Origin of the sequence: Rosenbergiella nectarea, assembly GCF_900111105.1 — a bacterium.
In the GTDB taxonomy this organism is placed as follows: Bacteria; Pseudomonadota; Gammaproteobacteria; order Enterobacterales; family Enterobacteriaceae; genus Rosenbergiella; species Rosenbergiella nectarea.
In genome coordinates, this window is the sequence record NZ_FOGC01000001.1 from 271,618 (window position 1) to 291,725 (window position 20,108).

Genomic DNA, 20,108 nt, shown 5'->3' on the forward strand with positions numbered 1-20,108 from the left:
AGCGTTAAAAAAGCCGCTAATAATAAGCGGCTTTTTGATATAAATCATTCAGAGTAGCAGTGTTCCTGTGCCGGGAAGCTACCGCCTTTGACAGCGGCAATGTAGCTTTTAACCGCGCCCTGGATGTTTTCCTCTCCCCTCATGAAATTTTTCACGAATTTTGGTGCCTTGCCGGTAATGCTCAGGCCAAGCATATCGTGAAGAACCAGTACCTGCCCGTCGGTGTCCGGGCCGGCGCCGATGCCGATGACCGGTATTGAAACCGCCTCGCTCAGCGCTTTTCCCAGCGAAGCAGGTACTGCCTCGACCAGAACCATCGCCGCACCCGACTGCTCAAACTTTTTCGCGGTTTCGATCAACGCTTCTGCTTGCTTGCTGTCACGACCCTGAACCTTAAATCCACCAAAGACGTTAACCGACTGCGGAGTGAGTCCGATGTGAGCACACACAGGTATGCCGTTGCGCGTCAGTTGATGCACCGTGTCACACAACCACTCCCCGCCCTCAATCTTGACCATCTGCGCACCTGCCTGCATCAGTTGCGCCGAGCTGTGCAGGGCTTGCTCTGGTGAGGAGCAGGTCATGAAAGAAAGGTCGGCGATGATGAAGCCACCGTTGTTTCCACGCTTTACGCAGGTCGTGTGATAAACCATATCTTCCAGTCTGACCGGCAGGGTGCTGTCATGGCCCTGCAAAATCATCCCTAACGTATCGCCGATGAGGAGCATCTCAACACCCGCCGTGCTCAGCTCGTGGGCAAACGTGGCGTCGTAGCAGGTAAGCATGGTGATCTTTTCACCGCGCTGCTTGAGGTTTTTCAGGTGAGACAAAGTGATTGAGGGCATGGTGTTCTCAGATAAATAGTTATGTTAATCAAGAATATTAGGGACAATAATTCAGCCAGCCTGTAAGTCCGCATACCAATGGGCTACGTCTCAGATAAACTGATCTGCTAGTAGCAGAACTGCAATGAGAATCATAAGGCCGCCCGAAATCCGGCTGACATTCTGCGCCGCGCGCGGGCGCGTCCGAAGCACCGTGCCGGAGCCATAGCCCACAAGCAGGTAGACCACGCCGCAACTGATCATATGTACCAGCCCCAGCGCTATCATCTGCAGCGAAAGCGGCCAGGCGGCGTGGACGTCGGTGAACTGTGGCAGCAGAGCCAGAAACAGCAGAAAGACCTTTGGATTAAGCCCGCTGATGCAAAAGCCCTTGAGCGCCCACTTCAGTCGCGAACCGGCATCGTCACTCTGCCCAGCCGCCGGCGCGGACGGGTGGCGGAGCATGCCTATGCCGAGCAAGAGCAGATAGCCAGCCCCGGCCACGGTCAGAACGGTCAGCACGCTCGGCGCTCCCGCAATGACCGAGCCGACTCCCGCTGCCACTATGAGTGTTGCAACAAGATGGCCGCTCAGCATACCGGCAACTGCTGGTACAACACGGCGTCCCTTGATGCCAGCTGAAATGGCGTAAGCCCAGTCAGCACCGGGCGTGATAACAAAAAGCGCGGAAACAGCCCAGAACGCGGCGAACATACTCAGTGACATGCGCAGTTATCCTTGTTGACCCGATCTCTGACCGACCCTTTATAAACGTCTGATACCTGCATTTAGAGAAACCTTTACCTGCATATTTGTTTGAAATTAAAGAAATAATATCGCTTTTTATGCGGGATATGCTTTCATATTCAATTCATAAACGTAAAAAGACGGGAGGTTTTAAGTAATGGATAGGGCAGACTGCAATATTCTTGCGGAGCTCCAGCAGGACGGGAGAATTTCGCTCACTGACTTGGCAGAACGGGTTGGGATCAGCCTGTCATCCTGCCAGCGTCGTGTCAGAGCGCTTGAACAGGAAGGTGTGATCAGCGGCTACCGGGCGAATCTCGATCCGTCCAAATTCGGGCTAAACTTTTCAGCCATAGTTTTCGTCACTCTGCGCGAGGGAGATCGGCAGGCAGTCAATTCCTTCGAGACAGCAATAAAAGAAATACCGCAAATTATTCAGGCGCAGCGTTTGTTTGGCGATCCGGATTATCTGCTTTATGTGATCACACATGATCTGCCAGCTTTTCAGAGGCTTTACGATGAAAAACTTTCTGGTCTGGCGGGAGTGCAGCGGCTTACTTCAACGCTGATAATGAAAACGGTGGTAAAAGATCGTGCCCTGCCAGTCTGATGTCAATGCAGGAAAAAATTCATTTTTTTGTATTCAGGTAAAACATTTTTGTAATCTAAGTGCAAAATGGCGTGCTAAGGAAGCATTGTGAAAAATCGGAACGTCCGCTTCTGGCACTAAGCGGACCTTTCTAATCCGTTGTAGAAGAGGCTACATGACTGAACAAATTATGAATCCAATCTTAGGGCAAAAAAATAAAAACTCCCTCTGTTAAGCACCTCCGAAATGGAGGTGCTTAACGTTAACTATCCTGATTGGTTTTGGTGCGAACTGCTACCCGGACCGGAGTTTTGCAAAATCAAACGGGCTCACTGACTTCTTCCCATTTGCATCCAGAAAATCAGCCCACCATTGCAGCATCAGCCTGCGCTCATCCAGAAATTCCGCTTTATGGATCTAAGCTGCCCGTACACCGTTCCGCACCTGATGACTCATCTGACGTTCAACCGCATCCCTCGACCATAGGCCTGACTCAATCAATGAGCTGCAGGCCATTGCCCTGAAGCCGTGACCGCAAACGTCCACTTTCGTATCGTACCCCATGAGACGCAGGGCGTTATTGACAGTATTTTCACTCATCGGTTTCCAGGGATTATGGTCACCCGTAAAGATCAACGTATGCTCGCCACTGATACTGCGTATTTGCTGCAAAATATCCAGCGCCTGCCTGGACAGAGGGACAAGATGAGGGGTACGCATTTTAGATCCCCTGTGTGAGTGTTTAACACCAGTGAGAGGTTCGCGTTCAGGAGGGATGGTCCACATTAATTTTTCAAAATCAATTTCAGACCACCTTGCAAAACGTAGTTCACTGGAGCGAATAAAAATCAGCAGCGTTAGTTTTGTGGCTAGTCTGGTCATGAGCTGACCTTTGTAGGAGTCAATGCGGGTGATAAGCTCAGTGGTGCGGTTAAGGGCAAGGGCAGGGCGGTGTTGTCTTTTAACGGTTGTTAATGCACCAACCATATTAATCGCCGGGTTGGAGCTGATGATACCTGACTGGGCTGCATATCGCATGATTGCCGTGATACGTTGTTGCAGGCGGGAGGCAATTTCGTAAATCTCTTTTGCTTCGGCCGCTTTAACAGGAACCAAAAGATCGGGTGTTTTCAGCGTGGTGATATCTCGTGAGCCAATAAATGGAAATACGTGGGTTTCAAGACTTTTGAGGGTTTTCTCGCTATGTGACTCAGACCACTTTTTATTGTTGCCGTGCCATTGTCGAGCTATCGCTTCAAAAGTATGAGCGACATCTGATACGGATTTCTTAACCCGTTTTTGTTCGCAGGGATCAACGCTTGTTGCAATCAGCTTTCTGGCTTCATCACGCTTTTCACGTGCTTCAGATAATGAAACCTCGGGGTAGACACCCAGAGCGAAAGTTTTCTCCCTACCCAGAAATCGATAGCGGAGTCGCCAGTAACGGGAGCCATTCGGGTGAACGAGCAAAAACATGTTGCCGGAGTCGGCAAGTTTATATGGTTTTTCATCCGGTTTAGCTGCACGGATTTTAGCGTCAGTGAGTGCCACGGAGAGGTCTCCTGATAGTATAAAGGGGTATAAATATTATCGAATCAGACTATACCCTCAGTTGTACCCGCACTAGCGGCTTGATGTGGGTAGATATTGATTGAGTTCGGTGGAATTGAGTTAGAGGAGATTCGTTGATTCTAGAGGGGGAACTAAACAAAAACGGACCTCCGTGGAGGTCCGTTGATATGAATTTGGTGCCCGAACTCGGAATCGAACCAAGGACACGATTCCTAGCTTGCTAACTTGATGATTGTTAGGCAGTTAGTTATTCGCTTCAATTCCTAATGTACCATTGTCCAGTACCACCATCCAACCACTATTGTTACTCTTTATCAAACTTGCTACGAGCGAGATTAACAAACCAATCGGAGATATACTCTTTATTCACACCTAGGGCAATGTCCTTGTGAAAATCGGCAGGTGTGAGGGAAATCATCACTCTGATTCCGTGGAGTTCTGGGAAGGCCCAAGGGCATTGCAGGCAATCTCTTGTGCAGTCTTGGCAAGCATTACGTTTTCCAACATTGCACACATGGCAAAGTGTCTGCCAGTTATCCGAGTTATGACCACCACCGCGTGCCAATGGTATTTTATGGTCTGCTTGCAAAGTGCCGGTGCTGTTGCCAAAGTCTTGCAGTGAACATACCTGGCAAGTGTAATGATGATTGAAAAGGAGTGAGTCTTTTTGTGTCTTAGTGAGGTAAGTCCGAGGGTTTGCAACTTTAAGATTAAGTGAGCTTAACCTGTATGCATTACTGCCTGCTTGCCGTTCGATGTTTAAACCGATCTCATCACCTAATTCGGTCAGGCGTCTACGATAATCACTTTGCTGTACAAGATTATGTAAGGTTTCACGAGGGACCCAATTTCTTGGGAAGGTATCACCTTGATTAAAAAGGAACTTCAACATTTCCCATTGAGCTGGGCTAATGTTTGAACGCAGCCCCTTTGCTTTTAATTCAGCTTGCCGTGCATTAACAATTATACGAAATTCTTCAAAATTCACATTGCCATCCTCTTTTTGTGGATAACAATATAAAAAAAGGCAGCGTTACGCTACCTTTGAAGTGTCTTTCATCTGATCAACAGTTAACAAAGCTTTATAGATTTGCTCACCCACGGCTTTTGCCACCGGTGGAGGGAAGGCATTTCCTACCTGACGATAGGACGAAGTTTTCTTACCTGAGAACTGCCACCAGTCTGGAAATCCTTGAATACGAGCTGCCATTCTCACTGTAAGGTGGGGCATATTTTCGTACCCATCTCTTACCCCTGCAAACCCTCTCGAAGGAGGTGCATTGCCGATAAGGTGCCCATTTACATATAGTGCTTGCCACTGGCGTTTTGCTCTTGTGGGGCCGAGATCTGGTCCGCCATGTTTCTTTGAACCACCGACCAATGTTGGTGCAATGCTGTTCGCTTTATCTTTCCATTCATCTGCCCCCTCCCATCCATCAGCAGCCATTAAGTCATACAAGACCTCACCGACTGTTGGTGCCGGCGTTTGGCTTGGTTGCGGCCATTTAAATTCATCAAAATACTCTGGTAGTAGAGCAACAAGATTGACTCGTGGACGAAGCTGGGGAACTCCATAATCACTGGCATTCAACAAATTCCACGTTGTCTTATAACCAAGTTCGTTGAAGTGCTGGTCTATCGACTTACGATATTCTGCAAATTTGGCATCGAGCAGGCCTGACACGTTTTCAATTAATACTGCTTTTGGCTTTGTTTTTGATACAATTTCAAGAGCTGCCGGGAACAAGTCTCGCTCGTCATCCTGTCCTAGCTGTTTACCCGCTTTTGAGAATGGTGGACAAGGTACACCTCCAGCCACTAAATCAATCAGTCCTGCATAGTTAGAGGCATCTTTTACCGCAAAGGAATTCAAGTCATCTTCAACAATATCTCCCCATCCCAAACAATGTTCTGAATTGTTCAGACGAAGAGTCGCACATGCAGGAGCATCATTATCAATCAATGCTATGTGCTTGAAGCCCGCTTGATGTAAACCGAGTGCTTGCCCGCCAGCGCCAGCACAAAGTTCAAGTGAAGTGTACATGTTTTATGATCCTTATTTCGATAGACAGAAGGATACCAGCCATGGGCTTTATGGCAAGTATATTTATATGTATGGATACCCAGTATTTATTGATTTGCGAGGCGGCTCCAGATTATTCGTAGAGCCTTTGAAAGTGGTGATTACGGCGAGGGGAAACTGAAGGTAACATGGTTTACAAGTCGGCCTTTGATCCCTATCTAGGCTTCTGCATAATGTTAACTGCTAGTCCTCCAGTCAAAGCACCAAATAGCACTCTAAACCCTGTGCCAAAGTCGATAACCATCACCCAATCTGTCGAGGTCATACCAACGCAAAACAGTGCGATGTTGGGGAGCAGCAGTAACACAATCAATGTTAGGTTAATGCCCCGTTTTCTAATGAATGGCAGGAGTTCTGATAGCCTTATTGCACCAAAGCCGATAAGTGGCGGACATACCAATGTGTACATCAAAACGTATGGACCGTTGATGATAAATAAGCCACCGATAAGTAGTCCCAATGCTACGAAACTCAAAGGTAGTGCCACCTCATACAAGCTTTTATCCCTAGCTCTATTCAGTAGCAATGCTCCTCCAAAACCGCCGATGACACTGCTAACCGCTATGCCCAGGTGCGGCAGAGCAACCTGCAATAGGAAGCTATAGTTGATATCACTAACCCAAAGCAGGTTGCTACGACTTAACGAGACTGCAAGTGAAACTATTGTCAAGCACGCCGAAAACGCCAGCATTTTTATGCTAGTGGTCATTCCTATTTTTCCTTTGCTGAATTGATCGTTCTTTTAGGGGGTAATGCGGTTAGCTTTGCAGTGAATCCAACGGCCATCGCTATCTTGTAGAAAGAATTTTGTATCGGCATGGCGAAGTAGTATTTTTGCTTCAACGTGAGCATCCGCAAACACTAATGTTGTCTGCTCACTAGTATTGCTTTCAACATGCTCAAACGGCAGGTTGAACATTCCTTCGACCGATAACTTATGATCTTTCATCATTGCGTGGACGCCATTTTCACATCGTAGTAGCACGTTGACGGTTTCTGCAAAACTATTGGCGTTGTAGAGAAGAGCGAGAAGTAAACATCCTTTTAGATACTGCACTGTTTTATCTCCAGTAAATCCGGGCGATTTGCCCGTATGATTCGATAAATGCTAGTTATACCAATCCCCAGCTGTCGGGAAACTTCCGGTTTAGTCATGCCTTGCTCAATCAGTTCGATAACCTCTTGAGATTTGCTTCGAGCGGTTGCCTTTCTGCCTTTGTATTTTCCTTTGAGCTTTGCCAGTGCGATACCTTCAGCTTGACGCTCCAACATCATCTCGCGTTCAAACGTAGCAATCGCACCTATCATAGTGAGCATAAGCTTACCTGTCGGGGTAGCGGTGTTTATGCCGATGTTGAGAATGTTAAGTGCCACGCCTTTGCTGTGGAGATATTCAGATATCTCCAGCAGATGGCGAGTGTTACGGGCGAGCCGGTCAAGTTTCGTAACCTGCACAAAGTCGCCTTCACGAACAAATTCAAGCATGGCTTGCAACTCGGGTCGGTCATCTTTAGCCCCGCTGATTTTCTCCCTGAATATCTTCTCGCAGTCGGACAATGCATCGAACTGCGTATCAAGACTTTGCCCGGTAGTGGATACGCGGGCGTAGCCGACAGTTGCCATTTGGACTCCTTAAGCCTGCCAATAGACCATGCTATGCTGCAAAGACCTGCCAAAACCCCAAAACAACCCTGTGGCATGACCTGAACGGGCATTCCATCGTTGTACTGGTGGCAGATCTTTAGGGCATGCTTGTTGGCAGGGGGCAATTGAGGTGGATAGTGAAGTAAAGGCTTAGCTTAAGCAGCCCCAGCCTTTGAATAAGCGGATGCCATTTCTTCTATGATTGCATCCAGAAAGGCACTGAATGCTGTGAATAGCGCTTTTTTCAACATTCGCCAGTAGCTCATTCCTTCCGTCCCCCCAAACCAGAGTTGCGAAGTGTTGAATGTACTTTAGCGAGTGCCTCATAGACGTTCTCAGAGCCTCTGTAAGCGATTTTTTTGAATTGGAAAGGGAATGACTTGCACTGCATGTTTACCTCCGTTGTGATTAATTCAACTTCCTTATACCGCCGGGGCTGATATTGTTGATTTATTGGGTTTTCCTTACGGGAGGCATGTGTTTTTTTTGCAATTTCACTGGATGAAGGGATTTGGATTATTCGCTGTCATCTAAACCATCTTGTAAGCCAACATGCAATTTCATAGATGAATTTGAGTATAAAAGTATGTATAGGTATAGATAGACTATAAGAGGGTGTGTTGGGGGACGTATTTGACGTTTAAACGTTCCAAAATGCCATTATCGTTGTTACGACGCTGATATTGTTGGAACGTTTTTGATACGTGACTGCTTATAAGACTTATCGTCGGAGAAAAGCACGCCTAAATCTGAGAGTTCTGCCGTCTTGGCAAGGAATTCTAAGTCGCTCCAGCAGTACCTTTAGTTCTCTCAACCGCTGCTTTGGACGCCTCATCATAAACCAGCAGATATTATGATCACGCCCATAGGCAGAATGGGACGACTGGCTGGTAATCTCAAGCTCTGATGCTTGGAGTGATTCGCACGCTGTTCTCAGGCAATGAGCGTAACAATCCTCCAAACTTATCAGTCGCTTGAGCTGATCTAAAGCCTCAAACCAAAGTTCCTGCTCTTCATGCCTTACTCTGATTAGCTTAATGTCTGGGCAGTTTTTACGAAACCAGCGGTCTCTCTTCAGGTCGTTAATGCGATACCTTTCTAGTTTATGGGCTTTCTCGTCAAATTCGATAACGTACTGGCGAGTTATCGTTGAACCGCCCTTAGCTGAGAATTTTTCCAGAATGTATGAATCAACTCTGTAGGGGCCAATAATTTTCTCACGCTCAATCTCATAATACTTATGTGTATGTATCCAGAAGTTTGTTAACACAGGTTTTAATGCATCAAAAAATTGACCAGCAAAAGTGCTTTCATGAGTGGCAACGGGTAAAGCTATCCCCGATTTTTCCTCAATAGCTGCGACAAGATGCGTGTTTCGGCTGCTGTATATGCTGTAAGTCAGTAAAGCGAGAGCGTCACCTGCGTAAAGCCAGCCGGTTGATGTGGGGAACTGCCCACTAATAAACTCGTCAGAGCAACACTTAAGGATTTCGGGCGGTGCTTTGCTTAGCTTTGCATGAGTACGTTGCATCCACTGGCTAAAGCGTTTAGATGCAGGCACTTTTTTTCTCAAAAAAGCGACAGAAACCTGAGGGATTCCAGCGACGATGCGAAAAGCAGAATCGGGAAGCTTCATATTGATGATCTCCAGTTAAATTATTTGCCTTATACCGCTGGGAAACGCTTTTCCAGCCGCTCAAGGTTCAATCTGGGGATTTGTTCAATAGCATTACGTTGGGCCTCGACAGACTTCTCTCCGTAGCCGTGGCTCGCCTTTGCCCTATCGGGTGAGTTTTCGTTATGTCCGAGAATACTGTCTTGGATTTCTTCACGGATGTTCAGATCGCGGAACAGGGTAACGAGTGAGTGACGGAAGCTGTGGGTCGGTTTGATACCCTCTCTGGTCAGGGCATGTTCACGGATGTAGTTACCCCACCAACGGGCGTAGTTGTATGAATATTTCCCGTTCACTTCCGACTTATCGACAAACAATTGGTATGTTTGAGATTGGACGAAATCAAGGAAGCCCATCTCAATCAGGTGGCTGTGTATCGGGAATTGTCGCAAGTTACCCATCTTGATCGACTGACCTTCACCCATCGCCAGCCTGAAGCAGGGAATTCCGTCCTCTTCCACGATATCGCCCCTACGAAGCTGAGCGATCTCTTCAACGCGTGCTCCGCTGTAATAAAGAATTATCGGTATCCAGTACGCCATTGCACCGTGCGGTGTCGCTTCTCCGTTAAAGACGGGCAGGGAGAAGATACGGTGAATTTCATTCTGACTGAAAGACCTGACAACCGCCGGGCCAGCGACGACTTTGCGTTTTTTCAAGTTAGTAAGGGGGTTCTCGGCGAGCTTGCCATCCTCAACCGCGACCCTGAAGATCGACGACAACTCCTTCAGAATGTTCTCGACACGGGTGGGACTGATTTTCCTACCTTCGGCATTGACCTGCCTATGCAGTGGCATTTGGCGAATAGCCTTCGATGGACGGGAAGGGAGCTTTTCAATCAGAGAACGAAAGTCTGCGAGGTCTGTTACGGTGATGTCTTTGACAGCCCTCTGGCCGATAAACTCGATGAAGCGGTTAGCCGATGTCGTATAGGCGATAATTCGCCTTTCTGCACGCAATGGCTCATGACGCTGAACGTGATCTTTATAGCGTGAGAACAGGTCCGCGAAGGTGAGGCTTTGAGGCTTTTCATCAGGCAATGAATCCAAGCCTTTACTTTTAGCGTACAGCCGGGGGCGAAAACTCAGAAGATAAGCATTCGTCAGATCGCAACGGCGTTCAGCTAGTCGCCAGGCCAGACGGTCTCTCCAGAGTGGAGTTAGGACGGTAGGCGTGTATTCGAGAGCTTCCTCCAGCTCAACGGCCATCAGTTTGCCGATGGATACGTTACGTTCTTCCTGCCATGTCTGTGACTTATAGCCGGGCTTACGTTGGCGGTCTTCCAGCCAGTCGTGAATCAGCCCATTTTCTGGCGAGTGAGTTAACCCCGTTTTACCATCGTACTGCTCTTCAACAACGTACCGCTCCCGGATTAGTTCGTCACGCTGCATTGTCTTTGAGGCCCATACGCCAGCAATCAGCTCGATATCCGCATCGGTTAACGATTGCTCTGCTTCAAGCTGTTTTTCAGCTAGTCGGAGTATCATGTCGATTTGGATGATTTTGGCGGGCGCACGCGTTCTGGCCTCATTCACGTCTTTCGTATCAAGAGTGAACTTGATTTCACGTTTATCGAGGATGCCAATCAGGTGTTTGGGTACGGCTTTACGAACGTGGTAAACGCCGAATCGGTTCTTTGTCGGTTGTATCATAATGCCCATTTTGTACCACCTTTCTGTACCACCGGGAAGCGAGGCCGATGGAGAAAATGAGGAGGTAACTACTGACAAATCAACAAATTATTGAGAAGAAAGCAAAAACCCCCGCATAAAGCGAGGGTTTGGAATGTTGGTGCCCGGACTCGGAATCGAACCAAGGACACGGGGATTTTCAATCCCTGATTTAAACACGTGTAGAACGTTTGTTACCTGTAAATAGTACACAGGTGATTTATATGCATGTAATTTCAGTAATTTCTACCAAAGGCGGTGAAGGTAAATCTACTCACTCCGCCAACCTGGCTGGCTTCTGTGCCGACGCTGGTCTCAAAACCCTCCTGATTGACGGCGACTATGCCCAGCCAACCGCCTCCAGTTACTATTCCTTACGCTATGAGGCACCATGCGGTCTTTACGAGATGCTGATGCAGACCGTAGATCTCAACCATCCCGAGCAACTGATTTCCCAGACCTGTATTGATAACCTTGATCTGATTATCTCTAATGATCCCCATGAGCAGCTCAAGACGTCCATGATGCACGCACCGGATGGCCGCATTCGTCTGCGTAACTTACTCCAGCATCCGTTGTTTGCTGCTTACGATGTCATCATCATTGATTCACAGGGCGCTCGTTCCATCATGCTGGAACTGGTGCTGCTGGCAACGTCGCATACGGCAGTAGCGATGGTGAAGCCGGTGGTGCCGGATGTCCGGGAGTTCCTACGAGGAACGGTAACACTGATGGAAGAACTCCTTCCTTATCGTGGGTTCGGCCTTACGCTGCCACCGATGAAAGTTCTGGTTAACTGCATGGATTACACCCTGCTGGCCGAAGAAGCGCTGAATGCATTAACCACGATTATTGCTGATGGAACGTATAGCAAAGCGGATATTCCACCCGTCACTCTACTTGAAACCCAAATCTACGATCTTGAAGTCTACAAGCTAGGCCATACGCGGGGGCAACCCGCTCATCGCCTTGAATACCAGACCGATCGCAAGAGTCTGCCAGCCGCGCAGACCATGCACGATCTGGCCTGTGAGTTGTTCCCCGAATGGCGCGACCGTTTTGATGCGGTACTGCAAAATCAGCCGAAGGGGGATAAAGAATGAAACTCTATCGTGCGACGTATAGCCTCTTAACTCGCGATGGTCGGGTAACCGTTGATGAGCAGTGGGTCTTTTTTGAAGCCGAAACCTACTCTGACGCGCTGGAAAAAATACCAGGATTACTGATGGCAATGTGGGATTGTTGCGAGTCCCAGCTCAAAGTATGGAATCTGGTGCCAGATAACCAGCTTGTTGATCTCAGCATGGATATGGAGATTGATTCTCCCCGGGAGTGGCGTTTCTTTGAGGTCGGTTACTCCGCTGGTTCCACCGTTTATCTTGATGTCAAACGTAATGGCTGGTCATTGTTTCTTGCCTCCCTGTCCTGGCTGGCCCGTTTGAACACAGCTCTGGTCGAATGTCGTAGTACCGGAGGCCAGCATGAATAACACCAAACAGATATCGCCTCCGCATTCAATCAGCGCCGAACAAGCAGTCCTTGGCGGTTTGATGCTTGATAACGATCGCTGGGATGATATTGCAACGATTATTTCTGCTGACCTCTTTTATTCGCGGCCGCATGGCGTGATTCTCTCTGCGATGCAGACACTGCTACTTCAGAACAAGCCCATCGATCTGATCACGCTCGCCGAATCAATGGAGCAGCAAGGAACGCTGGAACAATGTGGCGGTTTTGCCTATCTCGCGGAACTCTCCAAAAATACGCCCAGTGCGGCCAACATCGTTGCTTATGCTGAGTATGTTGCCAGCTATGGCCAGAAGCGCCAGTTGCTGGAACTGGGGCACGATCTGGTCAGGCAGGCCAGTGATGCCAGAAGTGACCTGATGGTATTACTGGACGAAGCTGAGCGCCGTATCTTCGCCATTGCCGAACAGCCATCCCCGGATGGGGATGTTGATTTGCCTGCTTCACTGAAAACCTTCCTTAACCGGCTAGAGCAGCGTTGCGGCAGCGAAGATCTCATTACCGGTACGCCTACAGGCTTTGCTCATCTAAATACGATGACCAGCGGCTTCCAGTCCAGTGATCTGATTCTGCTGGCTGGTCGCCCATCTATGGGGAAAACGGCGCTAGGGTTGGCATTTTGCGATGGAGCGTTGAATGAGCGTCCGGATATGGCAGTGCAGGTCTACAGCCTGGAAATGCCTACCGAGCAGCTACTGATGCGCTTTACCTCCATGTTAGGGCGTGTTCCTCTGCAACACCTGCGCAATGGGGATATGCAGGATGAAGACTGGGTGCGGGTCAGTGCAGCCATGAAAGTCCTGCTTGAAGACTGGCAAGGTCGGCTGGTGATTGATGATTCCAGCTATATGACACCGGCGATCCTGCGCTCCCGGGTAAGAAAAAACATCCGTAAATACGGTCATCCATCCCTGATTCTGCTGGATTACCTGCAACTGATGTGCTGCCCGGGGCATGAGAACCGGACGCAGGAGATTGCGGAAATATCCCGTTCACTCAAAGCGCTGGCGAAAGAAATTGGTTGTCCGGTGGTGGCGCTGTCACAGCTTAACCGGTCGCTGGAAAGTAGGTCGGATAAGCGTCCGAATAATGGCGATCTGCGTGACTCCGGGGCGCTGGAGCAGGATGCCGATCTGATTATGTTCGTCTACCGGGATGAAGTGTATGACGCCGATACGCATGAACCGGGCGTGGCTGAAATTATTCTTGGCAAGCAGCGTAACGGCCCAATTGGCACCGTAAAAGTACAGTATCAGGCGGAAATTACCCGTTTTGAGGATTTTAAAGGAGGTCGCTATGACTTCTAAGAAACCCAGCCAACTGGGCGAAAAGCTACTTCAGCGGGGCCGTACCCCGAATAATGAAAGCCCTGCCGTAGTGCTGCCGGTGAATGAAATACCGATGGTTCTGGCGCTGGAGCAACTGCGTCCCAATCCGGATAACCCCCGAACGTCCCGCAATCCGAAATATGAAGATATCAAAGCGTCGATCCGTGCCCGGGGGCTGGATTCGGTGCCAAAAGTCACCAGAGATCCGGAAAGCACCGAGGATGTTTATATTTTCAGTGACGGCGGCAATACTCGCTATTCCATCCTAGCGGAACTGTATGCAGAAACAGGCGATGAGCGTTTTCGCCGTGTTCAGTGCATCGTGAAACCGTGGCCTGGACGTTTGCAGTGTGTTATCGGTCATCTGGCCGAGAATGATGTGCGTGGCGAGCTGTCATTTATTGAGAAAGCCTTTGGTATTGAGAAGGCGCGAGCTATTTATGAGGAACAACTGGGGCGAGAAGTTAGCCAGCGAGAGCTGGCCGATCTGCTGAAAGAGGCGGGTTATCCGGTTCATCATTCGAATATCAGCCGTATGGTGGCAACAATCGAATACCTCTGGCCGTGGATGCCCAACCTGCTTAATTCGGGGCTGGGACGGCCCCAGATAACCCAGCTTATCGCGCTACGAACTGCGGCGGAAAAAGCCTGGCAAGCCTTCAGCCAGAATGTCGCATTACCTCCGGAACAGGAATTTAATGATGTCTTTGGCGGTGTTTGTCGAGTTTTTGACGACCCGGAACACTACTCAGCCGACGTCCTTAAAGAAGAGCTGATTGCGGCCCTGCTGAAGGCAATGCCCGATCCGCAACTGACCTACGATAGCTGGTTGATTGAGCTTGATCCGCAGGAACAAAACCGCCGCAAACTGTTTGGCGAGCCGGAGCCGCTTCCCCGGCATATTCTGGATGCAGACAAAACCCATGATGAACCTTCACCACCACCGGTTGCGGAGTCACCCTCTGTTGCCACTGATTCCGGATCAACGAGGAAAAAGCCAGTCACTATCGGGGGCGACTCCTCTGAGCATGTTGCCCAACAGCCTGATGAAGAACAGTTGGATCTTTATGATGGGAATATCTCCCTTGATTCAACACCTGACTTACCCGACATTCTTCCGGGCGCTGAGCCAGAGCCTGCTGATGGTGACGATCCGCTTCTGGAACCGCCTGCAAATACCATCACTTGTGCCGCGAACGGGCTGGAGCCGGTCACCGATATCTGGCATATCCCGGCGTTACAGGATGATGTTGAACATCTACAGGACATCGCGTTTCGTCTAGCGTTCGAACTGGCGGAGGTGATGGGGATTGAATCTATTATTCAGGAAGATAAATCTCTCCTGGGCGTAGGCTATTCTCTCCCGCCAAATGCGAACGGTGAGCTGCTGGCCGCATTGTGCGGTGGTGGATCTTATACCCCGTTATCGACACTAAGCGGGTTTCTTCTCGGTGCGTCCAGTCCCTTTGATGAACCCTTGCTCAATGATGTGTATGCGGTGAAATTCTTGCGTTTAATCAGGGTAGTGCGCCGGTTGCGCGAACTGCAACGTCAGACATTCAGGGAGGGCGCAGCATGAAAGCTGACTGGGTTGATGAGGCGCAGGAAGTGACCCAACTGATGGTCGATAGCCAGGTCGAGCGGATTCGCTCTTCGTTGATATCACCGGCGATATCGTCTGCTGAATGCGAACTCTGTGGACATGAGATCCCGGAGGCCCGTCGCAGAGCTGTTCCGGGCGTCAGGCTGTGCGTTGAATGCCAGACTATTGCTGAGTTTCGGCGGCGTGTTGGATATGGAGGATACGATGAAAGCTGAAGCCACATCATGGATCGTTATTCTGCTTTGTTTTCTGGCATGGGCTGTTGATATTGCGATTATTTATGGAGGGCGTGCGCAATGAATGCACTGTTAACGCAGATAGTTATGGAACTGAAGTCGGGCAATATCCGACGTTGTGAGGCAATGGGGTTAACTCTGGAAGAGATCCAAGAACTAAACAGCCTGACCGTTGAGGATCTGCATTATCTGGTAAATACACAGGTATCGCTTCTGACCTTCCGCATCAACCATACCAACCTGAACACCTTGCTGGCGCAGGCCCGTCGTGAGCAGACCCGGACACAGCGTATCGACAGAGCGTTAACACTGGGTGGCTCTATCGAGCTGATGCAGCATTTTTTCGGCCTGACGGCGACGGAAGTCAGTTCCCGGCGACGCCTAGTTGGCGTTGTGACCAAGCAGGGGCGCAGCCAGATCCCCACAGAAGAGCAGGAAGTGGCGGTGTGGCAGCAGTGGAAGGCATCGAACGTTGACAACATGGAATCACTGGATGCGCTGGAAGCCATGATGTTAATTGCTGAGCAGCAGAATATTTCGTTAACCGCAGTCTGGACGTTAACCAAAGGATGGAGTGCCGCCTGATGGCTATTGTTCCCGTCGATGATGTTATCCAACGTACGCTGGCGAAGATGCAACACCGGATTGAGCAAAAGACGCAGTCCGGCGAGCAGAGTAATGAGCAGAGCGGATTACTCTTTCTGGGGAACGCGCATGACGCCGTTCCCCGGCGTTTATTTCTGGATAGTCGGTTATCGCCGCTGGATAAGATGGCCTGGGTAATGATTCGACTATATGCCCAGCAGAATGAGGGCGCAGTTTTTCCAACCTACGACGAATTGCAGTGCCAGCTGGCGTTACCTCATTCGGATAAAGCTTCCCGGGAGACGGTCAGCAGGGCACTGTTAATGCTGCGTCTGACCGGGTGGCTGAGTCTGTGCAAACGTGTCAGAGATAAATCCGGGCGTATTCGCGGTAATATCTATGCCCAGCATGATGAGCCGCTGGGGCTGTTTGACGCGGAGTACTTCGATCCTGGCTGGCTTGATGCTGTTGCCGATGCCTGCCGACACACCAATAAAACAATACGCCTGACGGCGCTGGCCGTTTTGCATGATATCAAATCCGATACCCGTATGCGTCACCGGCATTCACGCGTTGCGCTGATAGAAGCCCGGTTATCAGCTGCACAAACTCCGCAGGAAATGGTGTCATCACGGCAGAAGAAAATCCCCGGTTCTGAAACCGAGTCAGGTCAAAAATCACAAAGTTCGGAATCCGAACTTAGCTATCTAAAGGGGGATATTTTACCGGGTTCGGATTTCGAACTAAGCCGGAAATCAAGGGAAAGTGGCTTAGTTCGAAAATCGAACTGTTACGTACGTAGTTTTACACAGAGTGTAAAAGATACGTACGTAGGGGGCGAAAGTCGGTTGTCATGGCCGACGGTGGTAATCGAACGGTTGAACACGCCTGACCGGGGTATGCTGGAGCAACAACTTAGCGCGTTACCTAACGGACTGGGACAGCGGATGTTGGACGATCTGGCTGGCCGTATGAAAGCGACAGAGGTCAGGAATGTCACGGCCTACCTGCTGGCGAATCTGAAGCGGGCAAGGGAAGGGCAGTTTAACACTGGTGACGTTGGTGCGGTGCATCCGCCTGTAAAGCCCAAATCGGTTGCAACGCCACTATCTGGCGGAAAAACAGAGGTCAAACGTGCTCGCAGAGAGTTTGTGTCTGGTGTGATGGCTGAGATCCGAGGGAATTACTTTGGGTCATAAAATGAGCAGTGTTGACAGTGTCAACACTGTTGCATCAAATTGATTTATTGAAAATTTTGATAATTATTTTGTAGGAATAGCTCTGGTTGTAAATTTGTCGATCCAAGTGGTTAATCTATCTAAATCTTTTTCGATGTCCGAGAGTTCAGGAAGTGTGTCGGGAAGCTCATTGGGTTGGGAATGTTCATAGACAGAATAACGACCCATTAAATCTTCAATCAGTTGACAATCATCTGGTGTTATTTTAACTAGCTTCATGAGTTTATTTCCTGTCATCACGCTTCGGCGAAATCTTGAGACTACTTCATCTAAAAGAATGGTTTCTACGCAGCGCTCAACAATAATGCGGAAATTACTACATAGGCTTTTAGCTTCACGATCATAAGCATCTAGATCCCCATCTTTATAAGCTTTTTTAAGTAAGCTAAGAGGTCCATTTTTTAAGGTGTTTAGTGCCTTTTTAGGTTGCTGATTGCGTATGTTTCCAGGAACTGTTTGACCAACTCTTCCTGCAAAATTTTGGAGTGTGATCACTTCTAAAGATACTGGTTTACCGAGGTTTCCAGAATTTCTGTTTTTCGCTTCAGCTTCGACCAAGGCAACTAAGGAAAGGCGATGGGTAAAGATAATAACTTGCCTTGTTTCAGATAAATCTATTAACCTACTAACTACTCGCTCTTCGTAGTCTTGATCTAAAGACGATATTGGGTCGTCGAAAACAAACGGAGTTGATTGTTGTTCTCCGGTCATGTCAGCAATAAATGCAGACAGCGCTACAATTCTTGCTTCACCCTCACTTAAAATAACTGATGGTGATATTTTCTGCGTGGAACCATCTAATTCTAATTCAAAGGAAATATTTCCTTTTCCTTGTTTTATGTCTTTTGGCTTAACTCTGATACGTCTATTGCCTAATTTTTTTAGCTCGGAAGCAAATCTATCACGATAACCATTGCTTATTAACTCTTTTGCAAGGTCATTACTCATGATTGAAAGTTGATTTGTTTTCGCAAGAGTTTGTGCCTTGCTTATTTCAGCTATTTTATTTAGCCTTTTTACTTCATTAATTATAGATTGCTTGTTTTGATATAGCCATTGAGTTGCTTTTAAAAAGGTTATTCTTGCTAGTAGTGCTAGTCTCCCGCCATCTTTTTGTAGTGCTTGAAGTGATTTTTCTTCAGTGTCTAAGAGATTGAATGAATTATTATATGCATCGTTAATTGGTTGCCAATCGATTATAGTAAGTTGCTCTATTGACGTAGCTGTACCCAGTGATGATTTGCGATTAGATATATCATCTAATATTTTATTTGATAATTTTTCATCCATTTTTAGTATGTTTAATCGAGAATTCCAATCTACTAGATCGGGGAGTTTACCGTATTTCTCTTGTTTGGTTTTATAGGTTGTCTCTGCCTGTTTTGCCTCTTTTTCTAAGCCATTCTTAACAAATGATTCAAATGTGTTCATTCTTTCTTTTGCATCTGGCAACAATGCTTGTTGACATAAAACACATCGAGCTAAATCTGTTGTGTGAGGGAAGTGGTTATCTGGATATGCATGTAAGGTTGAAAAATTCCTGGCTTGTTCCCACATTGCTAACCATGTGGATTGTCCAATACCCTCTAAAGCAGAATTCTTAAATGTTAGCTGAGCTGCTTCGTTTGCATTCTTTCTTTTGGATAAAGCATCATTATGAGCGTCGATTAATTCTTTAACTGACTCGTTACCGTAAAGGGAGCTTAATTCTGTAATAAATTTGTTTATTTGTTGAAGTGATTTTTTCTCAACCTCAATCTGTTTTAACCTACCGGGTATATCTTTTTGCAATAAAACTGATTCAGCTTGAATCCTTTCCTCATCCATCTCTTTCGTGTAATTGCAGTTTTTTTCAATGTCGCTAATTGAGGTTTTTGCGCTTAATTTTTGATGCCATGAGAAAAGTGGACTACCAGTGAGCTCTGTAGGGAACTGCGGGCGTAGGTCTACTAGTTGAGCACTTTTAGTCTTTAGTCGTGTATAAATTTCATCGCATGTTGAAATTAGAGTTTTAACAAACTTAATTCTTCCCGGTTCGTATGTTGCTGGTTTTTTGTCTTTGATATAAATGCTAGCGGCATGAGTATCAAATATTTGTACATTTCTTAACGCGTTGCTTGGTCCATTTTGGGGACACCAAGTGGTCTGACAATTAGATTGGCCATCATGATAGTGTGCTGTAGCACTAATCGAATTTGTCTGAACCTCAAACACATTGCCGTGTATATCTTCTTTATATTGTGAACCACAAATTTGTTTGAGGAGTCTTGAATAGCCGGATTTTCCGGCACCATTTGGACCATATATGACGGTTAGTTGTGTATCACCAAAATCAATACTGGCAGGCGGTGTGAGAGCATTTACACCAATGACATCAGTTAGTTTTAGCAGACGTAAAGGAAGCCTCTGTGATGCTTGGGTAAGTGAGCCAGGCACGTATGGATCGAAAGCCATATCTTTAGATGAAGTAGCTTCGCCTAAACAAAGCTCAGCTAGTACGTCGAGTTCTTGGGGAGTCAGACGTCGCTTGTTATTAATTATTTGATTTGCTGCTGTTTGTAGCCACTTAGGGCGTTCAGATAACCATTGTTCAAAGGAATCACCGATTGTTTTTGTTGGAATAGTAGACATAATTTTATTTTTCCATTGTTGTTTTATCTCTATGTAATAGTAGGCTTTTTTTTTGAAGGAGAATCAAATGTTGATCCGTTTTTAGCTAAATTTATGGATCTGAATAAACAGTTTCATATTGTCCCCGTTGATAGTCATCCGTAACCATTTCCATCT

At 47.7% G+C, this 20,108-nt stretch carries 18 protein-coding genes and 2 pseudogenes; 8 read left to right on the forward strand and 12 right to left on the reverse strand.

Features of this window, described 5'->3' with window-relative positions; genetic code table 11:
• Positions 1-44: 44 nt before the first annotated feature.
• Together panB and BMX14_RS01305 are read right to left on the reverse strand one after the other, a co-directional pair.
• Positions 45-845: a 3-methyl-2-oxobutanoate hydroxymethyltransferase gene (gene panB / locus BMX14_RS01300; RefSeq protein ID WP_092671612.1), complete on the reverse strand. Its 801-nt coding sequence runs from the start codon at positions 843-845 to the stop codon at positions 45-47.
• Positions 846-935: 90 nt separating this feature from the next.
• A complete protein-coding gene (locus BMX14_RS01305) occupies positions 936-1,550 on the reverse strand; it encodes a LysE family translocator (RefSeq protein WP_092671615.1) in 615 nt (204 codons plus the stop codon).
• Between the two features lie 178 nt (positions 1,551-1,728).
• Here BMX14_RS01305 and BMX14_RS01310 point away from each other — a divergent pair, with 178 nt between their 5' ends.
• On the forward strand, positions 1,729-2,181 hold the full coding sequence (locus tag BMX14_RS01310; protein ID WP_092671618.1) for an Lrp/AsnC family transcriptional regulator: 453 nt from the start codon (positions 1,729-1,731) through the stop codon (positions 2,179-2,181).
• Between the two features lie 273 nt (positions 2,182-2,454).
• On the opposite strand, the pseudogene BMX14_RS01315 reads toward BMX14_RS01310, so the two are convergent.
• From BMX14_RS01315 to BMX14_RS17135, 9 genes and pseudogenes are all read right to left on the reverse strand, one after another.
• Positions 2,455-3,711, reverse strand: a pseudogene (locus BMX14_RS01315) (tyrosine-type recombinase/integrase).
• A 325-nt stretch (positions 3,712-4,036) separates the two neighbouring features.
• Positions 4,037-4,720 carry an HNH endonuclease gene (locus tag BMX14_RS01320; RefSeq protein WP_092671620.1) on the reverse strand — a complete coding sequence of 228 codons (684 nt, stop codon included), beginning with the start codon at positions 4,718-4,720 and terminating at the stop codon, positions 4,037-4,039.
• 45 nt (positions 4,721-4,765) lie between these two features.
• Positions 4,766-5,776 carry a DNA cytosine methyltransferase gene (locus BMX14_RS01325; protein WP_092671623.1) on the reverse strand — a complete coding sequence of 337 codons (1,011 nt, stop codon included), beginning with the start codon at positions 5,774-5,776 and terminating at the stop codon, positions 4,766-4,768.
• A gap of 193 nt (positions 5,777-5,969) precedes the next feature.
• Complete coding sequence (locus BMX14_RS01330; protein WP_092671626.1) at positions 5,970-6,524, reverse strand: hypothetical protein; 555 nt, start codon at positions 6,522-6,524, stop codon at positions 5,970-5,972.
• A 33-nt stretch (positions 6,525-6,557) separates the two neighbouring features.
• The gene (locus tag BMX14_RS01335) at positions 6,558-6,872 is read right to left on the reverse strand and encodes a hypothetical protein (protein ID WP_092671629.1); all 315 of its coding nucleotides are present in this window, start codon (positions 6,870-6,872) and stop codon (positions 6,558-6,560) included.
• Positions 6,860-7,438 (reverse strand): recombinase family protein, encoded by a 579-nt coding sequence (locus BMX14_RS01340; protein WP_092671632.1) that lies wholly within the window; start codon positions 7,436-7,438, stop codon positions 6,860-6,862. Before BMX14_RS01340 ends, BMX14_RS01335 begins: the two co-directional genes overlap by 13 nt.
• A 742-nt stretch (positions 7,439-8,180) precedes the next feature.
• Complete coding sequence (locus BMX14_RS01345; protein WP_092671635.1) at positions 8,181-9,095, reverse strand: hypothetical protein; 915 nt, start codon at positions 9,093-9,095, stop codon at positions 8,181-8,183.
• A gap of 29 nt (positions 9,096-9,124) precedes the next feature.
• Positions 9,125-10,621 (reverse strand): site-specific integrase, encoded by a 1,497-nt coding sequence (locus BMX14_RS01350; protein WP_143056372.1) that lies wholly within the window; start codon positions 10,619-10,621, stop codon positions 9,125-9,127.
• Between the two features lie 12 nt (positions 10,622-10,633).
• Positions 10,634-10,795 (reverse strand): annotated as a pseudogene (locus BMX14_RS17135) (DUF6538 domain-containing protein); the annotation flags it as partial.
• Between the two features lie 233 nt (positions 10,796-11,028).
• Between BMX14_RS17135 and BMX14_RS01355 the strand changes: the two are divergent.
• The 7 genes from BMX14_RS01355 (at position 11,029) to BMX14_RS01385 (ending at position 17,282) form a co-directional block, all read left to right on the forward strand.
• Positions 11,029-11,907, forward strand: coding sequence for a ParA family protein (locus tag BMX14_RS01355; RefSeq protein ID WP_092671641.1), 879 nt, complete (start codon positions 11,029-11,031; stop codon positions 11,905-11,907).
• Complete coding sequence (locus BMX14_RS01360) at positions 11,904-12,293, forward strand: hypothetical protein (protein WP_092671644.1); 390 nt, start codon at positions 11,904-11,906, stop codon at positions 12,291-12,293. The genes BMX14_RS01355 and BMX14_RS01360 overlap by 4 nt, the downstream gene beginning before the upstream one ends.
• Complete coding sequence (gene dnaB-PI / locus BMX14_RS01365) at positions 12,286-13,638, forward strand: SPI-7-type island replicative DNA helicase (RefSeq protein ID WP_092671647.1); 1,353 nt, start codon at positions 12,286-12,288, stop codon at positions 13,636-13,638. Before BMX14_RS01360 ends, dnaB-PI begins: the two co-directional genes overlap by 8 nt.
• Complete coding sequence (locus BMX14_RS01370) at positions 13,628-15,238, forward strand: ParB family protein (RefSeq protein WP_092671650.1); 1,611 nt, start codon at positions 13,628-13,630, stop codon at positions 15,236-15,238. The genes dnaB-PI and BMX14_RS01370 overlap by 11 nt, the downstream gene beginning before the upstream one ends.
• Before the next feature lie 41 nt (positions 15,239-15,279).
• Complete coding sequence (locus BMX14_RS01375) at positions 15,280-15,477, forward strand: TraR/DksA C4-type zinc finger protein (protein WP_230527234.1); 198 nt, start codon at positions 15,280-15,282, stop codon at positions 15,475-15,477.
• 81 nt (positions 15,478-15,558) lie between these two features.
• Complete coding sequence (locus tag BMX14_RS01380; RefSeq protein WP_092671653.1) at positions 15,559-16,083, forward strand: DUF2857 domain-containing protein; 525 nt, start codon at positions 15,559-15,561, stop codon at positions 16,081-16,083.
• Positions 16,083-17,282 (forward strand): STY4528 family pathogenicity island replication protein, encoded by a 1,200-nt coding sequence (locus tag BMX14_RS01385; RefSeq protein ID WP_092671656.1) that lies wholly within the window; start codon positions 16,083-16,085, stop codon positions 17,280-17,282. The genes BMX14_RS01380 and BMX14_RS01385 overlap by 1 nt, the downstream gene beginning before the upstream one ends.
• A 63-nt stretch (positions 17,283-17,345) precedes the next feature.
• Here the strand turns inward: BMX14_RS01385 and BMX14_RS01390 are convergent, their stop codons facing one another.
• Complete coding sequence (locus BMX14_RS01390; protein WP_092671659.1) at positions 17,346-19,952, reverse strand: AAA family ATPase; 2,607 nt, start codon at positions 19,950-19,952, stop codon at positions 17,346-17,348.
• Positions 19,953-20,108: the final 156 nt, after the last annotated feature.

Excerpts from the sequence above, each read along its gene's own strand:
- panB (WP_092671612.1), bottom strand. The coding sequence starts at position 845 with ATGCCCTCAATCACTTTGTCTCACCTGAAAAACCTCAAGCAGCGCGGT.
- BMX14_RS01305 (WP_092671615.1), bottom strand. The coding sequence starts at position 1,550 with ATGTCACTGAGTATGTTCGCCGCGTTCTGGGCTGTTTCCGCGCTTTTT.
- BMX14_RS01310 (WP_092671618.1), top strand. The coding sequence starts at position 1,729 with ATGGATAGGGCAGACTGCAATATTCTTGCGGAGCTCCAGCAGGACGGG.
- BMX14_RS01325 (WP_092671623.1), bottom strand. The coding sequence starts at position 5,776 with ATGTACACTTCACTTGAACTTTGTGCTGGCGCTGGCGGGCAAGCACTC.
- BMX14_RS01330 (WP_092671626.1), bottom strand. The coding sequence starts at position 6,524 with ATGACCACTAGCATAAAAATGCTGGCGTTTTCGGCGTGCTTGACAATA.
- BMX14_RS01340 (WP_092671632.1), bottom strand. The coding sequence starts at position 7,438 with ATGGCAACTGTCGGCTACGCCCGCGTATCCACTACCGGGCAAAGTCTT.
- BMX14_RS01345 (WP_092671635.1), bottom strand. The coding sequence starts at position 9,095 with ATGAAGCTTCCCGATTCTGCTTTTCGCATCGTCGCTGGAATCCCTCAG.
- BMX14_RS01350 (WP_143056372.1), bottom strand. The coding sequence starts at position 10,621 with ATGATACTCCGACTAGCTGAAAAACAGCTTGAAGCAGAGCAATCGTTA.
- BMX14_RS01355 (WP_092671641.1), top strand. The coding sequence starts at position 11,029 with ATGCATGTAATTTCAGTAATTTCTACCAAAGGCGGTGAAGGTAAATCT.
- BMX14_RS01360 (WP_092671644.1), top strand. The coding sequence starts at position 11,904 with ATGAAACTCTATCGTGCGACGTATAGCCTCTTAACTCGCGATGGTCGG.
- dnaB-PI (WP_092671647.1), top strand. The coding sequence starts at position 12,286 with ATGAATAACACCAAACAGATATCGCCTCCGCATTCAATCAGCGCCGAA.
- BMX14_RS01370 (WP_092671650.1), top strand. The coding sequence starts at position 13,628 with ATGACTTCTAAGAAACCCAGCCAACTGGGCGAAAAGCTACTTCAGCGG.
- BMX14_RS01375 (WP_230527234.1), top strand. The coding sequence starts at position 15,280 with ATGGTCGATAGCCAGGTCGAGCGGATTCGCTCTTCGTTGATATCACCG.
- BMX14_RS01380 (WP_092671653.1), top strand. The coding sequence starts at position 15,559 with ATGAATGCACTGTTAACGCAGATAGTTATGGAACTGAAGTCGGGCAAT.
- BMX14_RS01385 (WP_092671656.1), top strand. The coding sequence starts at position 16,083 with ATGGCTATTGTTCCCGTCGATGATGTTATCCAACGTACGCTGGCGAAG.
- BMX14_RS01390 (WP_092671659.1), bottom strand. The coding sequence starts at position 19,952 with ATGTCTACTATTCCAACAAAAACAATCGGTGATTCCTTTGAACAATGG.